Below are 15386 nucleotides of genomic sequence, written 5' to 3'. Positions count from 1 at the left end.
GGAGTGCCGGCGTCGCCGGGCTGTGCCGGCGTGCGGCGGTTGGTGTTGCGGCCGAGCGGGTGCTGGAGTGATTGTGGTGCGGTGAGTCGGCGGTGGATGCCGGCGTCGCCGAGCTGGCCAGGCCCGCGGCGGTCGGTGCGGCCGAACAGGTGCGGGATCGATTGTGGTGCAGTGAGTCGGTGGCGAGTGCCGGCGGCGCCGGGCTGTGCCGACCTGCGGCGGCCGGTGTTGTGGCCGAGCGGGTGTGGGTTTGATCGTGGTGTGGTGAGCCGTCGGCGGGTGCCGGTGTCGCCGGGTCGGACTGGCCCGCAGCAGCCGTGTGGGTGCCAAGCGAAGGCGAGCCGATGAGCCTGCGGCGGGTGCTCGCCTCGCCGGGCTGGGCGGAGCACGTCCGGCTGGTTGCCGGGGCCGCCGGGCTTGACCGTCCACTCGCGACGGTTCAGGCCACTTTGGACGCTTCCCACGATCCGGTACCCGATGAGCTGGTCGTCGTCGTGCGGCCGGTTGCCGGGACCGATTGGCAGATCGACGCCCTGCTTCGGCGGTGCGCCGATGCCGGGGCCACCGGGGTGCTGCTGCCGGGCGTCGAACCGCTCGCCGCGTCGCGGTTGCTCGCTGATCGGCTGGCCGTGCCGCTGCTGAACACCCGTGCGTCGCCCCTGGACCTGGTTGTCGAGGCGCGATTATTGCTCGCGGCGCCGGAGCTGGCGCGGGCCGACCTCGTCCTGGCCACGCACCGCGCCCTCGGGGACCGGCCGCGGGCGCCCGAGGAGGTCGTCGCGGTGCTGCGGCGGCTGTTGCGGTCGCCGGTCGCGGTGCTCGACGACCGTGGCGTGCCCCTGGCCGGCGAACTCAGCGAAGCCGGGCGTGTCCGGCTCGGCGAACCCGTGCCGCAGCGGATCACCCTCGACGACGGCGTCCTCCTTGCGCATCCCGCGCTGGCCGTGTGGCTGGCCGTCGAGCTGCGGGGCACCGAGGCCGCCCGCGCGGACGTCGTCCCGCCCGCCCTCGCCGTCGCGGCCGGGGCGGTGCAGCGCTGGCTGCTCGCCAACCGCCTCGAGCTGGAACGCGACGCGCGCTCGCGCACGGCGTTGCTCGGCGACCTGCTGCGCCTCGACACCGAACCGGGCGCCGACCTGCGCCGCCGCGTCGCCGACGCGGGCTGGCGGCTCGGCGGCTGGCACGTCGGGCTGCACATCGGCGTCCCCGCGGCGGTCGACACCGTCGCGCGCACGCAGGAGGTCGTGCGGGCGCTGCGGGCGGAGGACGTCGAGGCGGTGGTGGTCGAGCACGGCGACGGCTGGACCGGCTGGGTCACCTTCGACCAGGAGCCGACGGCCGAGCGGGTGCGCTCGCTGGCGAGCCGCCTGCAGGCCGCGCACCGGACGTTGCGGCTGGGCGCGCACATGGGCGTCGGGCGGCCGCACCCGCGTCCGGACGGCCTGGCCGCGACGGTCGCCGAGGCGAGCGACGCCGCCCGCCTGGCCGCGACCCGCCCCGAGACGGGCCACTTCCTGCACGTCGACCAGCTCGGCATGGCCCAGCTGCTGCTCGAATGGACCCGCACGGACACGTTCGAACCCGCGGCCCGCGCACTGGTCGCGCCCCTGCGCGAGGTGCCGGGGGACCTGGTGCGGACGCTGGCGTCCTATTTGGACGCGGAGTCGTCGATCGCGGAGACGGCGACCGTGCTCGGCGTGCACCGCAACACGGTGGCGGCGCGGATCGCGCGGATCGAGCAGCTGCTGGGCGTCGACCTGTCCCGGCCGGACGAACGGCTGGCGCTGCACCTGGCGTCGCGAGCGGTGATCCTGTCCGACCCGTGACCGGCGGGGTGCGCCGGTCACGGGTCGGGGATCAGTCGTCGTCTCCGCCGCCGGTGACGTTCCCGATGCTGGCGGGCACGCCCTTGATCATGTCGACGACGGTCTTGCCGGCCAGGCCCGACTTGCCGAACCACGGGTCGGTCATGACCTTGATCGCCGACTCGAACTTCTCGGCGGCGGCCGGGCTGTTGAAGAGCTTGCCCAGCTCGTGCACGGAGAGGTTGCTGATCTTGTCGAACTTCTGCATGATCTCCGGCGTCACACCGTCCACTTTGGACAGCTTGTCCTTGATGACGTCGGTCATCTGGTCGGTGAACGGCTTGTGCGGCTTGGGCTCCGGCGCCGGCGTGGCCGGCGGGTTGCCGGCGTCGTCCGGCTTCGGCGGCGCGGGCTCCGGCTTGGGCGGCGCCGGTTCGGGCTTCGGTTCCGGAGTGGCCGAGGACGGCTTGGGGTCGGGCTCGGGCTTGGGTTCCGGCTTGGGCGGCGCCGGTTCCGGGGTAGCCGAGGACGACGGTGCGGGCTCGGGCTTCGGCTCGGGTGTGGGTTCGGGCTTCGGCTCGGGTTTCGGTTCCGGCTTGGGCTCGGGCGTGGCCGAGGACGGCTTGGGTTCCGGTTCGGGCTTCGGCTCCGGCTTGGGTTCCGGCTTCGGCTCCGGGGTCGCCGAGGAGGACGGCGCGGGTTCGGGCTTCGGCTCGGGTGCGGGCTCGGGCTTCGGCTCGGGCGTGGGTTCCGGCTTGGGTTCCGGCGTGGCCGACGACGGTTTGGGTTCCGGCTCAGGAGGCGCCGACGACGGCTTGGGCTCGGGCTCGGGAGTGGCCGACGACGGCTTGGGCTCGGGAGTCGCCGCCGACGACGGCGCGGGCTCCGGTTTGGGCTCGGGCTTCGGTTCCGGCTTGGGGTCGGGTTTCGGTTCGGGCTTGGGTTCCGGCGTGGCCGAGGACGGCTTCGGTTCCGGGGTCGCGTCCGGCTTCGGCAACGGCGTCGCGGGCGGCTTCGGGGTGGGTGTCGGCGTGAGGCTGCTCGTCGGGGGCTTCGCGCCGGCCAGCTCGTCACCCGCCTTGCCCATCTTCGCCAGCGACGCCACCAGGTCGCCCAGCTTCTTGGCCAGCTCGATGAGCTTCGTGCCGATCTTGCCCAGTGCCGTGGCCACCGTGCCGATCGTCGTGCCGACGAACAGCGCGATCGACGCGCCGAACGTCACCGGGGCCAGCGCCGCCGCGATCAGGGCGCCCTTGATGATCGTCGCCAGGAGCATCGCGATCAGGTCACGGAAGATGCCGCGGAACGCGCCGACGATGCCGCCGGCGATCTTCATGTTCTTGCCGGCCTGGTCCAGGTACCAGCCCAGGGAACCGAGCTGCTCGGTGACCGCGTCCATGTCCTTCTTGAACGCGTCGGCCGCCTTGCCGGACCAGTCCTTCATCAGCGTGTCGATCGCCGTCTGGTGGTCCTGCGACCACTGTTCCAGCTTCTTCTTCTCGGCCGTGAGCGCCTCACTGGCCGCCGCGATGCCGATCGGGTCGCCCATCAGGATGTCCAGCGGCCACCGCAGGATCGTGATGTGCTCGATGAGCCAGCCGATCCCGGCGGTCAGCAGGCTGCCGATCGGGTCCAGCACGAGACCGATGGTCTCCAGCGCCATGCCCGCCGAGCCGATGCCGATCGCGACCTTGTCGTTGTCCTTGACGGCCTTGTCCAGGCCCACCGCCGCCTCGAAGAACCCGGCTCCGGCCGACGCGTTGTCACTGTTGAAGAGCTCGCCGCCGTGGAGGCTGACGTCCTTGCTCTTGTAGTCGTCGGCCACTATTCGAACCTCACGATCGAGTCGACAGCGTCCTGCTCACCGGACTTGTACCGCTTCGCGGCCTCGGTGACCTTGTCCGCGAACTCGCCGATGGTCTTCGCGTAGTCCCCGAACTGGTGGTGTGCCTTGTCGGTCCACGTGCTCGCGCCCGCGGCCATCAGCTGGCACGCCGGGTTGATGCCGAACATGCCGGGGTCACAGGTCATGCCGCCGACCAGGTCCCCGGTGCTCTTGAGGTTGCTCTCGAGTTCGTCGAGGTGCTGGGCGAACTTCGCCAGCGGCTCGGAGTCGACCCGGAAACCGCCGCCGCTCACCAGGGGTTCGATTCGTCGTCGAAGGTGTCGTCGCCCGAGGGACGGCGACGCGGAGCAGGCCCGGCGGCCGGCGGTGGGCCGGCCGGCCGCGGCGGCGGTGGCGGGGTCGCGGCCGGCGGCGGGGTCCGCTCGGGCTCGGCGTTGTCCGGCGCCGCGAAGTCGCCGTCCGGCGGCGGGTCCGGCGGCAGGAAGGACCGGACCATGTCGGTGGACTCGCTGTCGCCGTTGATGGTCGCGAAGGAGTCGGCGACGCTGCGGGCGGTCTGGCGTTGCGCGTCGCGGACCGCGCCCATGATCGCCGCGGTCAGCCGGGCCGGGCCCATCTCGCAGGCCCGGAAGCCGAGCTCGAGGTTCGTCAGGGCACCGTTGGGGGCGAGGGTCACGGTGACGGCGCCGTCGCGGGTGCGCACGGTGGCCCCGGCGGACGAAAGGGCTTCACTCAGCGCCGCCGCTTTCGCCTGCATGTCCCGGACCTGCCGGTCCAGCAGGAGTTGGAAGTCTTCACCTGGCCCCAGGTTCGGTTGCACGAATTCGACTCCTCGCCATCCGGGGAGGCCGTCTACCAGCGACGACCTGAATCCGGGCAGATTAGCGCACACCGGACGTTCACTCACTGATAGTCGGGGGTATGCCTGCTTTTCTCCTCGTTCTTGCCCGGTTGTGCATCACCCGGTCGGGTTGACCCGGAGCACGGTCCGGGTTGCACGATCGAGGGCATGACCGAACTCGACCACTACCGGCCCCTGGGCCGCTCCGGGCTGCGGGTCTCGCCGCTCGCCCTGGGCGCGATGACCTTCGGCACCGGCGCCCTCTGCGCCGACGACGACACGGCCCGCAAGATCTTCCGCACCTACGTCGACGGCGGCGGGAACTTCGTCGACACAGCGGACAACTACGGCGACGGCCGCAGCGAGGTGCTCGTCGGCGAGTTCCTGCGCGACACCGCACGCGACGACATCGTGCTCGCCACCAAGTACTCCGGGCCCAAGTTCGCCGACGGCGGCCCGGTGTCGGATCCCCGGCACCGCAGCAACGGGCGCAAGAACATGGTCGCTTCGCTCGAGGCGTCGCTGCGCCGGCTCGGCGTCGACCACGTCGATCTGTACTGGCTGCACGTCTGGGACGGCTCCACCCCGGCGGAAGAGGTGATGGCCGCGTTCGACGATCTGGTGCGGGCCGGGAAGATCCGCGCCGCCGGGCTCAGCGACGTCCCGGCCTGGTACGCGACGAAGGCGGCCATGCTCGGCGGCCCGCCGGTGACGGCGCTGCAGCTGGCCTACTCCCTGATCGAGCGCGCGATCGAGGCCGAATACGTGCCGCTGGCCCAGGAGTTCGGCATCGCGATCCAGCCGTGGGGCGCGATCGGCGGCGGCTTCCTCAGCGGCAAGTACACCCGCGACGGCGAGGGCACCGGCCGCCTCGAAGGCTCCGACGTCCCCGAGCCGCGATGGGCGATCCTCGACGCCGTCCGCGAGATCGCCACCGAGGTGGACGCGACCCCGGCGCAGGTCGCCCTGCACTGGGTGACGCGCCGGCCCGCGATGCCGGCACCCCTGATCGGTGCCCGGTCACCGGAACAGCTGACCGAGAGCCTGGGCGCGCTGACTCTCGACCTGACCGGCGCCCAGGTGGACCGGCTGACGGAAGTGAGTGCGACGCCATTGCCGTTCCCGCACGGCATCCTGGCGCAGCTCAACGCGGGCCTGCCGCGCTAGCCGCCGTCCGGCCGGTCGCGCTTCTCGTCGCTGTGGTGGCCGGATTGCGGGCCACGCACGAAGGCCGCACAGCGACGGGAATGGCCGACACGGCCAACACGGCGCCCGGGACCGGCCAACGCGGTGTCCGAACTGGCCAAGGCGGCGTCCGGAATGGCCGACACAGCGCCTGGACCGGCCAACACGGCGACCGGGCCGGCCAACACGGCGACCGGAATGGCCAACACGCGACGCGAGGGCAGCTGAACGCGGGCCTGCCGCGCTAACCATCGCCGCCGTGGCCTCCGTGGTGGTCGTCGGCGACGGACTCCGCGTGGGGTTCGCCGTCGACGCAGGTCACGATCGTCATGTTCTCCGTGCCGCCGTTCTTGAACTTGATCGACGCCGAGGCGGCCGGGCCGCGGGAGACGTCGTCGGTGCGGAAGCCCGGGTCCGGGCTCCACGACCGCAGCGTCACCTGACCGCCCGCGCATTCGGCGACGAGGCTGCCACCCGGCACCGTCAGGCCGCGCGGTGCCGGGGCGCTCGAAGACGAAGGAGCGGCGGCGGTGGTCGTGGGCACCACCGCCGAAGAGGTGACCGGCGCGGCCGCGAGCGCGCGGGTGACGTCGTCCTGGGACAGGGGCTGGTTCTGCGGGCCGAGGATGCCCGCGCCGACGACGTCCAGGGCGAACGTGGCGGCCGCGGCCGTGGCCCCGGCGGCCAGCAGCCACCCCACCGCGATCAGCACCCCACGTCGTCCCATGCGGTCCACTGTGCCACCCCGAAGGGTTAAGGCACTCCTAACGCGGTCCTACGGTTCGCCACGATCCGGTCGACACGGCCTCGCCGGTATACCGTCCTGCGCATGGCCACGGTGTTGATCGTCGAGGACGACCCGACCATCCGCACAGCGGTGCTCCGCGCGTTGACCGACCGCGGGCACACGGTGACGTCCGCCGCGAACGCGATGACCGGGCTGCAGGCGGCGGTGACCGACCGCCCCGACGTCGTGCTGCTCGATCTCGGGCTGCCCGATCTCGACGGCCGCGAGGTGCTGCGCATGGTGCGGGCGGTCAGCGCGGTGCCGATCATCGTCGTCACCGCGCGCGGCGCGGAGGACGAGATCGTCCGGCTGCTCGACGCCGGCGCCGACGATTACGTCGTGAAACCGTTCGGTGGCGCGCAACTCGACGCCCGGATCCGCGCGGTGCTGCGGCGCAGCGAGCCGGAGGAGACGACGGCCCCGGTCGTCGTCGGCGGGATCTCGGTCGACGCGCGGACGCGGGAGGCGTCGCTCGACGGCGTCCCGCTCGACCTCACGCCGCGCGAGTTCGACCTGCTGCACTACCTCGCCGCCCGGGCCGGAACGGTGGTGAGCAAGCGCGAACTGCTCGCCGACGTCTGGAAACTGCCCTACGCGGGCGCGGACAAGACCGTCGACGTCCATCTTTCGTGGCTGCGGCGCAAGCTCGGCGAGACCGCGCAGGAGCCGCGGTACCTGCACACCGTGCGCCGGGTCGGCGTCCGGCTCGCCGAACCGGGGGCCGGGTCGTGAGGAAACGGCTCGCGCTGCTGGTGGCCGTCACGATGAGCCTGGTGCTCGTCGCTTTCCTGGTGCCGCTGGCGATCCTGCTGCAGTCGGTCACCGCCGACTGCGCGGTCACCGCCGCCACGGCGAAGGCGCAGTCGCTCACCTCGCTGGTGGCGACGGCCGACGCGCGCACGCTGCAGCCGGCGATCGACCAGCTCAACACCACCGCGGGCCACCCGGTGACAGTGTTCCTGCCCGACGGCACGGTGCTCGGCGCGCCCGCCGCGCGCACGCCCGGCGTGCAGCTGGCGGCGGTGCAGGGCAGCCTGACGGTCGAGGACGCGGACGGGCGGGAGATCCTGGTCGCCGTCCAGGGCCTGCCGCGGGGGACGGCGGTGGTGCGGGCCTACGTCGACCGGGCCGAGCTGACCCGCGGGCTGGGGTCGGCGTGGCTGGTGCTGGCGGGACTGGGGGTGTTGCTGCTGGCGCTCGGGGTGTTCGTCGCCGACCGGCTGGCCCGCGCGGTCGTGCGGCCGGTCCACGAGCTCGCCGAGGTGTCCCGCCGGCTCGCCGACGGCGACCTCGACGCGCGGGCACGCTCCGGCGGGCCCGCGGAGGTGCGGTCGGTGACCTTGGCCTTGAACTCCCTCGCCGCCCGGATCCGGGAGCTGGTCCGGCAGGAACGGGAGGCCGTGGCCGATATTTCGCACCGCCTGCGGACCCCGTTGACCGTGCTGCGGCTGGACGCCGAGTCCCTGCGCGACCCCGAAGAGGCCGAGCGGATCACCGGCCACGCGGAGAGCCTGGAACGCCAGGTCACCGCCCTCATCGAGCAGGCACGCCACCGCGATTCGGCGCCGGTTTCGTGCGATGCGGCGGAGGTCGTCGTCGAGCGGGCGGCGTTCTGGTCGGTGCTGGCCCAGGACCAGGACCGCGAGGTGCACTTGTACCTCGACCCGGGACCGCTGCCGGTCGCGGTCGGCGCGACGGAGCTCGCCGCGTGCCTGGACGCGTTGCTGGGCAACGTCTTCGCGCACACGCCCGAAGGAACGACGTACACGATCAGCCTCTACCCGAAGCCGGACGGCGCGCGGCTGGAGGTCGAGGACCAGGGTCCGGGGTTCGACGAGGTTCCCCTGCGCGGCCGGAGCGGCGCCGGGTCCACCGGGCTGGGGCTGGACATCGCCCGCCAGACGGCCCGCTCGTCCGGCGGGGAGTTCTACGTGCACCGGGTCCCGCCGCACGGCGCGCGGATCGTCCTCGAACTCCGAAGTCCTTAGGAGTTCCTTAAGCTGCCGGAAGCGCGCTGCTATCACTGATCGCGGGATGCTCGGTTTCGTTGTCGGAGAACGAAAAAGGAGCAGCGATGCGCAAGGTACTGGTGTTCGCGGTAGTGGGAGTGGCCCTCACGATCGGCGGGACGACGGCGGCACTGGCGTCGTCGTCGCACCCGGGTACGGACGACGGTGTCCGGCCGGCCACGGTCTCGACGACGTCGGGAACGCCCACGCACAGCGGGGTTTCGGCGACGGCCACGGTGCCGGAGTCATCGGCGACTTCGGTGCCGGGCGCGACGTCCGTCCCGAGCACGTACCCGTCGGCCGACCGGCACGGCGGCCGCACGACCGAGCCCGGTGACGACCGCGGCCGGTCCACTGTGGAGCCCGGTGACGACCGAGGCCGGGGTGTGGAGCCGGGTGATGACCACGGTGGGCGCGGTGTGGAGGCGGGTGACGACCACGGTGGCCGGGGTGGCGAGACGGGTGACGACCACGGTGGTCACCACGAGGCGGGCGACGACCACGGGGGTCGCCGGTGACCCTGGGAAAGCCGTGAGGGGCACCTTCATGGCGTTAAGAGCCGTGAGAGTGCCCCTCGTGACACGTGCTGCCGCGCGGTCCGCGGCGCGTCGTCGTCGGCGGTCGAGCCGTGCGCGTGGTGTCAGGCCGTGGGCGCGCCCGCGGTCACCGGGCCGACGGTCAGGTTGTGCGCTTCGGCGGAGTCGTCCAGCGCGCCTTGATTCCAGGGCAGGGTGATCGCCGGGTCGAAGGTGTCGCCACGCGGGGTGGTCGTCGCCGGCGCGGTCACCGTGACGCTCGTGGGCGACACCTGGTTCTCCGGGGCCTCGATGCCGGTCCAGTGCAGCAGCATCGACGCGGGCGCGCCGTCGGCGACGGTGACGGCCGGGGCGTCCGCGGCGGCCGGGTCGGGGCTCACGGTGACGCCGTCGGCGCCGGTCAGGGTGACCGGGAGCGCGCCCGGCAGGGTGCACGATTCGCCGGGCTTCGCGGTGAAGACCAGCGAGGCGTAGCGCTGGCCCGCGCCGGGGTCACCGGCGACCAGCGTCGTGTCGACCTGGCCGGAGGTGCAGTTGAAGTCGGTCGGCATCGCGGAGGCGGCCCCCGCCCCGGCGACGACAGCGGACGCGGCGGCGCCGGTCACGGCGAGAACGGTCACGGTGCGGCGGATGCTCGGACGAGTGGTCATGAGCTGTACCCCTTCCGGTGTCGGGCGGTTCCGGTGAGTGGTTCACTGAACTCCGCGCTCACTAGGAAAGATGCCCACGACCCGTCCGGGTTAGCTCCAAAGTGGGGTTGCCCGCAGAAAAGCAACCCTGGGTGATCTTGGACGTCTAACCAGACGCGATCCCGTGCGCGACGGCGCGGGGGTCGTTCACGTGCACCGGCCTGCGGGACCCAGCGAGACGCCGGCGTCGGCGAGACCACACCCGCGAAGCTCACCCGGCGAGGCGCGGCGGTCGCCGCGAGGGCGCGCACCACGGCGACGGCACGGGTCGGCTCGGCACCAGTCGGGTCCGGCTTCGGCGAGCGAGGCTCGACCCTGTCGGCGGCATTGGCCGGGTGCGGTCCAGCCCCGTCGGTGGCATTGGCGCGCGTGGCCCGGCCCTGTCGGCGGCGCTGGCGGGCACGGTCTGGCCTCGGCGGTGGCGCTGGCGGGGCGTGGTCCGGCCTTGTTGGTGGCGCTGGCCGGGTGCGGTCCAGCCCCGTCGGTGACATTGGCGCGCGTGGCCCGGCCCTGTCGGCGGCGCTGGCGGGCGTGGCCCGGCCCCGCCGGTGGCGCTGGCGGGGCGTGGTCCGGCCTTGTTGGTGGCGCTGGCCGGGTGCGGTCCAGCCCCGTCGGTGGCATTGGCGCGCGTGGCCCGGCCCTGTCGGCGGCGCTGGCGGGCACGGTCTGGCCTCGGCGGTGATATTTGTGGCGCGGTCCGGCCCTGTCGGCGGTGCTGGTGAGCGTGGCCCGGCTTCGCCGGTGACTTTGGCGTGGCTCGGCCTCGTTGGTGGCGCTGGCGGGCGCGGTCCAGCTCGTTGGCGGGGCTGGTGAGTGTGGTCCGGCACTGTCAGTGAAGCTGGAAGCTGGCGGGCGCCGTCCGGCCCCGCCGGTGACACGGGCGAGCGCTTCGACCGGTGGCAGGCCCTCGTGCGCTTGAACGGCAGGCAGACCCCCGTCCACACCATCGGGACGGGGACCACCGCACAGCCGGTCCGAACCTGGCCGGTCAGCCCACCGGCACGCCGCGCACCGTGACCGGGCCTCGGGTCGGGTCCAGTTCGGTCGCCTGGTCGACTCCTGCCGGGGTCAGGACGTCCAGGGTCTTCGGTGCCGTGGCCGGGTCGGCTGTGCACACCGGGGCCGTGCCGCCCGCCGCGCACAGGCCGAACGTGTACTGGCCCGCCGTCGGCGTGAACGGCCTTGCCTGGTCGGGGGAGTTGCCGTCCTGGCCGGTGAGGACCACCGCGAACGTCCAGCCCGCGCCCGGCGTTCCGAACGCCGACTTCGCCACGCTGACCGTGATGTAGCGCGTCGCCTGCGAGGCCTGAACCGCGGGCGTCGCCAGCGCGGCGCCCGAGGCGTCGACCAGTGACGGGTCGGCGAAGCCCTGGACTTCCAGGCGACGGCTCCACGCGTCGGCCGGTGCGATCGTGTACGCCCGGCTCGGGAACGGGGCCGCGGTCGACGTGGTCGTCGCGGCCGGGTCGTGGGCGTAGATCGTCAGCAGCTGGGCGCCCAGCGGTGATCCGAACGTCGGCGTGAGGTCGCGGACCTGGGCGCGGAACACCAGATTGGTGCCCGAGTCGATGACCTGGAAGCGCTGCAGGTCGAACGCGCCCGCGTGGAAGTCCGTCGCGGTCGGGTAGGTGTACGTGCCCGGGCCGTTGTCGTCGCCGTCCGGGTCGTTCTGGTCCAGCAGGACCGTGCCCGTGACGAAGTCCGAGCTGATCGTCCGCTGCGCGTAGCCCGTGCCGGCACCCGTGGCCGTCGCGGTGACGACGTTCGCGCCCAGGGGCGTCGGCACCGTCGCGGAGTACGTTCCCGTCGCCGAAGCCCGCACCGAGAGCACCGTGGTCGTCCCGGCGTCGGTGGCCGAGACGGCCAGGTCGACCTGGCTGCCCGCGGGCGCGGTGCCGGTCACCGCGGCCGTCGCGGTCGAGACCGACGCCGGTGCGTCCAGGGTGACCGTCAACGCCGCCGGCGGGGCGTGGGTGACGTACCGGGCGCGGACGTCGGCGGGCTGCTCGGGCAGCTTGCCGTCCGTGACGGCCCGGGCCAGGCGCACCGACTGGGACTGCGCCCAGCTCAGCGGCGCGACCGAGCCGACCGACTGGCCCGGCGTGAACCCGATGGACGCGGTCCGCGGGTCGGTGCCGTACGGCGACGCCGGGACCGCCGGATTCTCCCAGATCTGCTCGGGGATCAGGCCGGTCCCGCCGGTCTGGCCACGCATCGCGCGCAGCAACGCGGCCGCGCCCGCGCGGTCGCCGGTCTGGACGGCCTGCTCGCCGCGTTCGCCCGCGAGCACCGGCCAGAGGTGTCCGGACCCGGTGTTGGTCGTCGGCCACGGCGTGCCGGTCGGGGCGCAGTTCGTCGGGTCGGGCTCGTAGCAGTCGCCGTAGCCGTCCTCGCTGCCCGGCGCCGACGTGCCGTAGCGGTACCAGCCGGGGCCGGCCGGGGTGTCCCGCTTGATCACGCGGTCGACGACGGCCAGCGACGCGGTGACGTCGGGGTCGGTCGCCGGCAACACGCCGAGGCGGGTCAGCTCGAGGAACCCGGCGTCGACGACCGCGCGCTGGTCGGCGTCCACCGAGCCGTTGCCCAGGTTGTAGAAGTACTCCGAGTCCGGGTCGCCGTTCTTGGTCAGCCGCAGGAAGTAGCGGCCGCCGTACGGGCCGTTCGACGTCACGGTCCAGCCCTTGATGCTGCGCTGGAACTGGTCGGCGGTGGCCCGGTAGACGCGGGCGCGCGCCGGGTCGCCGTTGTGGTCGGCGATCACGCCGGCCGCGACGAGCCCGGCGATCTCGGCGGCGATCGTCGAGGGGGAGTAGCCGCCCTGCTCTTCCCAGCGCTCGGAGCCGAACGACGGCCCGTGCGCGACGACGAAGTCGGCGGCCGCGCGGATGTGGCCGGTGTAGAGCGTCCGGTCGCGGTCGAGCCCGGCCTGCAGCGCCATCAGGATCGGGTACGCGCTTTCGTCGAGCTGGTCACCGCCGGAGTCGGGGGCCTTCTTGCCGTTGAGCAGGGAGTTGCGCGGGAACCGGCCGTCCGGCTGCTGCTGGCGGGAGAACAGCCAGCGCACGCTCGCCCGCGCCGTGTCGCGGTCGCCCGCCGCGAGCAGGCCGGAGAAGCTTTCGTAGAGGTCGCGGGCGAAGATCTCGCGGTAGGAGCCGAAGTACACCGGCTTGCCGCCGGGCGCGTCGCCCGCGGACACAGCTTGGCCCCACGGGCTGCCGAGCGACGCCACCACCGCGCCCGGGAACGTCTTGTCCTCGCTGGCCTTCAGGACGTTGGCCGACTGGTAGTAGGCGTCCGAATCCTTGCCGCGCAACGGGGTCAGCCCGTTGTCGTAGTTCTGCCAGCCACGCGCGTAGTCGCGGTAGCTCTGGTCGAACGGCGTGCGCAGGCTCGCCCCGGCCGTCGCGACGGCCGCCCGCGCGTCCGTGCCGAAGCCCAGCGCCAGCACGGCCGGGCGGCGCGGGGCCAGGTCCAGCTGCGCGGTCTGCACGACGTTGCCGTTCACCGCCGTCGGCGTCGGGTCGGTGAGCCGGTGGGCGCGGTCCAGCTGGGCCAGTCCGTCACCGGCGGTGCCGGCGAAGCCACTGCTGGTACTCAAGAACCTGCGGTCCGCGCGCAGGGCGGCGGCCAGGGGCGTGCCGTAGTCGCGGGCCGGCGCGCTCGACACCGTGTTCGTGTCGGCGCTGACCAGCGCGGTCGTCGCCGCGTCGACCGTGGCCGTGTCCCCGCCGCCGTTGGCCTCCCCGCCACCGCCGTTGCCGTTGACGCTCGCGTCGAACCGCACGTAGACCTTCAGGTCCCGGCCGGAGTCGCGCAGCGGCTCGAGGCGGGTCCGGATCAGCACGCCGGTGCGCGCCGGGTCGGCCAGGTACTCGGTGACCAGCCGGTACTTGCCGCTGCGCGGGGTCGACGTCACCTCGCAGGCCATCCCGCCCGCGCTGGTCCGGACCGTGTAGGTCATGTCGCGGGCCTGCAGGTCGGTGAAGCTGCGGCCGTCGGTGACGGCGAACTGCAGCGTCTCGACGTTCGTGTTGTCGATCACCGGCGCGTAGACGTCGGAGAGCACGCCGTTCGCGACGGTGAACCATGCCTTGCTGGTCGTGTTCCGCGCGGTGCCCAGGCAGTCCTTGCGGGCCAGGCCGAAGTGCGAGACGGCGCCCGGACCGGGATCGGTGGCCGCCGAGGCGGCGGGCACGGGCAGGAAGGTGGCGGCGGCCAGCACCGCGCAGAGCACCACGGACGACGTCGACCGAGTCATCCGCACATCGGATCACGCCCGTTCGCGCCGCACCAGGGCCGAACGGCCGCCCGGGCGCGGTGACCGTTGGTTGAGAACCCGGACGGGTGGGTAGCAAACCCACAGTCCCCCGAGGAGGTGAATATGGAAGAGCACGGATCGGATGGATGGAACTACCGCGGCATGATCACCCCGCGCACGTTGCCGGGTCTGCGCCGCCATCTCATGTCGTGGCTGCGCAGAAGAGCCGGCGAAGAGGTGGGCCGTCAGGCCGACGAGATCGTTCTGGCCTGCTGGGAGGCGATGGCCAACGTGCTGGACCACGCCTACGGGGGCCGGCCCGGCGAGATCGACGTCCGGGCGCGGATCGACGACCGGGTCCTGATCGTCACGATCGCCGACCGGGGCAGCTGGCAGGCCCTGGAGGAGCAGGCCGACCGCGGCCGCGGGCTGCGGCTGATCCAGGCGCTGGTCGACGGGCTCGACCTGCGCTCGACCGACGACGGCACGGTCATGACGCTGACCTGGCCGTTCCCGGTCCGCCGCAGCGCCTGAGCAGCGGAGGACCGGACGCCGTCAGCCCGGCGTCGCGCCGTCGGACAGCTCGGCGACGAACCGGGCCGCGATGTCCCGCAGCTTCACGTTGGTGCGCTGGGACTCCGTGATGAGGCGCTTCATGGCTTCGTCGGCGGAGATCCGGTGCACGGCCATCAGGATGCCCTTGGCCTGCTCGATCACCGCCCGCGATCTCATCGCGGCCTCGAGCTCGGTGGCGCGCTGCCGGGCCTGGTGGTAGCGCCGCGTGGTGCGCAGGCCGAACGTGACGATCGTGGTGTAGAGCTTCAGCAGCTGGGAGTCGGTCTCGGCGAACCCGTGGTCGCCGAAGCCGAAGAGGTTGAGCGCGCCGCCGAGGTGCTCGTCGACCCGCAGCGGCGCGGCGAGGTAGCTGCCGACGCCGACGCTCCCGGCGTACTCGGTGAACTCCGGCCACACCCGCCCGGCCGTGGCGAGCGGCACCCGGACGATCTCGCCGGACGCCGCCGCCTGCAGGCACGGGCCCTCGCCCGCCGCGTACTGGACGTGGTCGATGTCGACGGCGCGGTCGTCGGTGGCGGCCGCGGTCGTCGGCTCGCCGTCGCGGATCGCGGTGATGCTGGCCATGTCGGCGCCCGGGATGGCCCGGATGGCCTCCGCGCAGACGGCCTGGAGGATCTCTTCGGCGGATTCGGTCTCCAGAGCACCCGTGAGATCCGCCATGGCGGCGGTCAGCTCGTCGAGGTCCTCGGCGGGGATCGGCGCACCGGTCACTGCTCAGCTCCGTCCGGGCCGCTGCGGTCAGGTCTTGAACCGCTGCTGCTTCAACGGAACGGCAAAACCCTACCCGCGCCGGTCGCGTCCTCCGCAACTCTGGGCCCGGTACGGCGGTGGCACCGGCCCGGAGCTCACTGCTG

The 15386-nt window shown here is 73.1% G+C and carries 13 protein-coding genes; 6 read left to right on the top strand and 7 right to left on the bottom strand.

Annotation, left to right across the window (positions count from 1 at the left end; genetic code table 11):
* Window positions 1-686: 686 nt before the first annotated feature.
* Window positions 687-1826, top strand: a complete 1140-nt coding sequence (locus MUY22_RS44355; protein ID WP_247053735.1) for a CdaR family transcriptional regulator — start codon at window positions 687-689, stop codon at window positions 1824-1826.
* Window positions 1827-1857: 31 nt separating this feature from the next.
* Here the strand turns inward: MUY22_RS44355 and MUY22_RS44350 are convergent, their stop codons facing one another.
* The 3 genes from MUY22_RS44350 to MUY22_RS44340 are packed head-to-tail and all read right to left on the bottom strand — an operon-like array spanning window position 1858 to window position 4471.
* Window positions 1858-3630 (bottom strand): WXG100 family type VII secretion target, encoded by a 1773-nt coding sequence (locus MUY22_RS44350; RefSeq protein WP_247053733.1) that lies wholly within the window; start codon window positions 3628-3630, stop codon window positions 1858-1860.
* Window positions 3630-3944 (bottom strand): hypothetical protein, encoded by a 315-nt coding sequence (locus MUY22_RS44345; protein ID WP_247053731.1) that lies wholly within the window; start codon window positions 3942-3944, stop codon window positions 3630-3632. The genes MUY22_RS44350 and MUY22_RS44345 overlap by 1 nt, the downstream gene beginning before the upstream one ends.
* Window positions 3941-4471, bottom strand: a complete 531-nt coding sequence (locus tag MUY22_RS44340; RefSeq protein ID WP_247053728.1) for a YbaB/EbfC family nucleoid-associated protein — start codon at window positions 4469-4471, stop codon at window positions 3941-3943. The genes MUY22_RS44345 and MUY22_RS44340 overlap by 4 nt, the downstream gene beginning before the upstream one ends.
* Window positions 4472-4660: 189 nt before the next feature.
* Here MUY22_RS44340 and MUY22_RS44335 point away from each other — a divergent pair, with 189 nt between their 5' ends.
* Window positions 4661-5659 (top strand): aldo/keto reductase, encoded by a 999-nt coding sequence (locus MUY22_RS44335; protein WP_247053726.1) that lies wholly within the window; start codon window positions 4661-4663, stop codon window positions 5657-5659.
* Between the two features lie 262 nt (window positions 5660-5921).
* Here the strand turns inward: MUY22_RS44335 and MUY22_RS44330 are convergent, their stop codons facing one another.
* On the bottom strand, window positions 5922-6404 hold the full coding sequence (locus MUY22_RS44330; RefSeq protein ID WP_247053724.1) for a hypothetical protein: 483 nt from the start codon (window positions 6402-6404) through the stop codon (window positions 5922-5924).
* Window positions 6405-6506: 102 nt separating this feature from the next.
* Here MUY22_RS44330 and MUY22_RS44325 point away from each other — a divergent pair, with 102 nt between their 5' ends.
* The 3 genes from MUY22_RS44325 (at window position 6507) to MUY22_RS44315 (ending at window position 8991) form a co-directional block, all read left to right on the top strand.
* Window positions 6507-7196 carry a response regulator transcription factor gene (locus tag MUY22_RS44325; RefSeq protein ID WP_247053722.1) on the top strand — a complete coding sequence of 230 codons (690 nt, stop codon included), beginning with the start codon at window positions 6507-6509 and terminating at the stop codon, window positions 7194-7196.
* Window positions 7193-8452, top strand: coding sequence for a HAMP domain-containing sensor histidine kinase (locus MUY22_RS44320; protein ID WP_247053720.1), 1260 nt, complete (start codon window positions 7193-7195; stop codon window positions 8450-8452). The genes MUY22_RS44325 and MUY22_RS44320 overlap by 4 nt, the downstream gene beginning before the upstream one ends.
* An 86-nt stretch (window positions 8453-8538) precedes the next feature.
* A complete protein-coding gene (locus MUY22_RS44315) occupies window positions 8539-8991 on the top strand; it encodes a hypothetical protein (RefSeq protein ID WP_247053718.1) in 453 nt (150 codons plus the stop codon).
* A 122-nt stretch (window positions 8992-9113) separates the two neighbouring features.
* On the opposite strand, the gene MUY22_RS44310 is transcribed toward MUY22_RS44315, so the two are convergent.
* Together MUY22_RS44310 and MUY22_RS44305 are read right to left on the bottom strand one after the other, a co-directional pair.
* Entirely contained in the window at window positions 9114-9659 is a 546-nt protein-coding gene (locus MUY22_RS44310) for a DUF4232 domain-containing protein (protein WP_247053716.1), read from the bottom strand.
* A 1027-nt stretch (window positions 9660-10686) separates the two neighbouring features.
* Window positions 10687-13956, bottom strand: coding sequence for a glucodextranase DOMON-like domain-containing protein (locus MUY22_RS44305; RefSeq protein WP_247053714.1), 3270 nt, complete (start codon window positions 13954-13956; stop codon window positions 10687-10689).
* A 162-nt stretch (window positions 13957-14118) separates the two neighbouring features.
* Here MUY22_RS44305 and MUY22_RS44300 point away from each other — a divergent pair, with 162 nt between their 5' ends.
* Complete coding sequence (locus MUY22_RS44300; RefSeq protein WP_247053712.1) at window positions 14119-14490, top strand: ATP-binding protein; 372 nt, start codon at window positions 14119-14121, stop codon at window positions 14488-14490.
* Window positions 14491-14511: 21 nt separating this feature from the next.
* Here the strand turns inward: MUY22_RS44300 and MUY22_RS44295 are convergent, their stop codons facing one another.
* A complete protein-coding gene (locus tag MUY22_RS44295; protein WP_247053711.1) occupies window positions 14512-15243 on the bottom strand; it encodes a GAF and ANTAR domain-containing protein in 732 nt (243 codons plus the stop codon).
* Between the last annotated feature and the right edge of the window lie 143 nt (window positions 15244-15386).

This window comes from Amycolatopsis sp. WQ 127309 (assembly GCF_023023025.1).
Taxonomy (GTDB): domain Bacteria; phylum Actinomycetota; class Actinomycetes; order Mycobacteriales; family Pseudonocardiaceae; genus Amycolatopsis.
The sequence above is the reverse complement of the archived record's forward strand: the minus strand, read 5'-3'. Positions and strand labels throughout refer to the sequence as shown.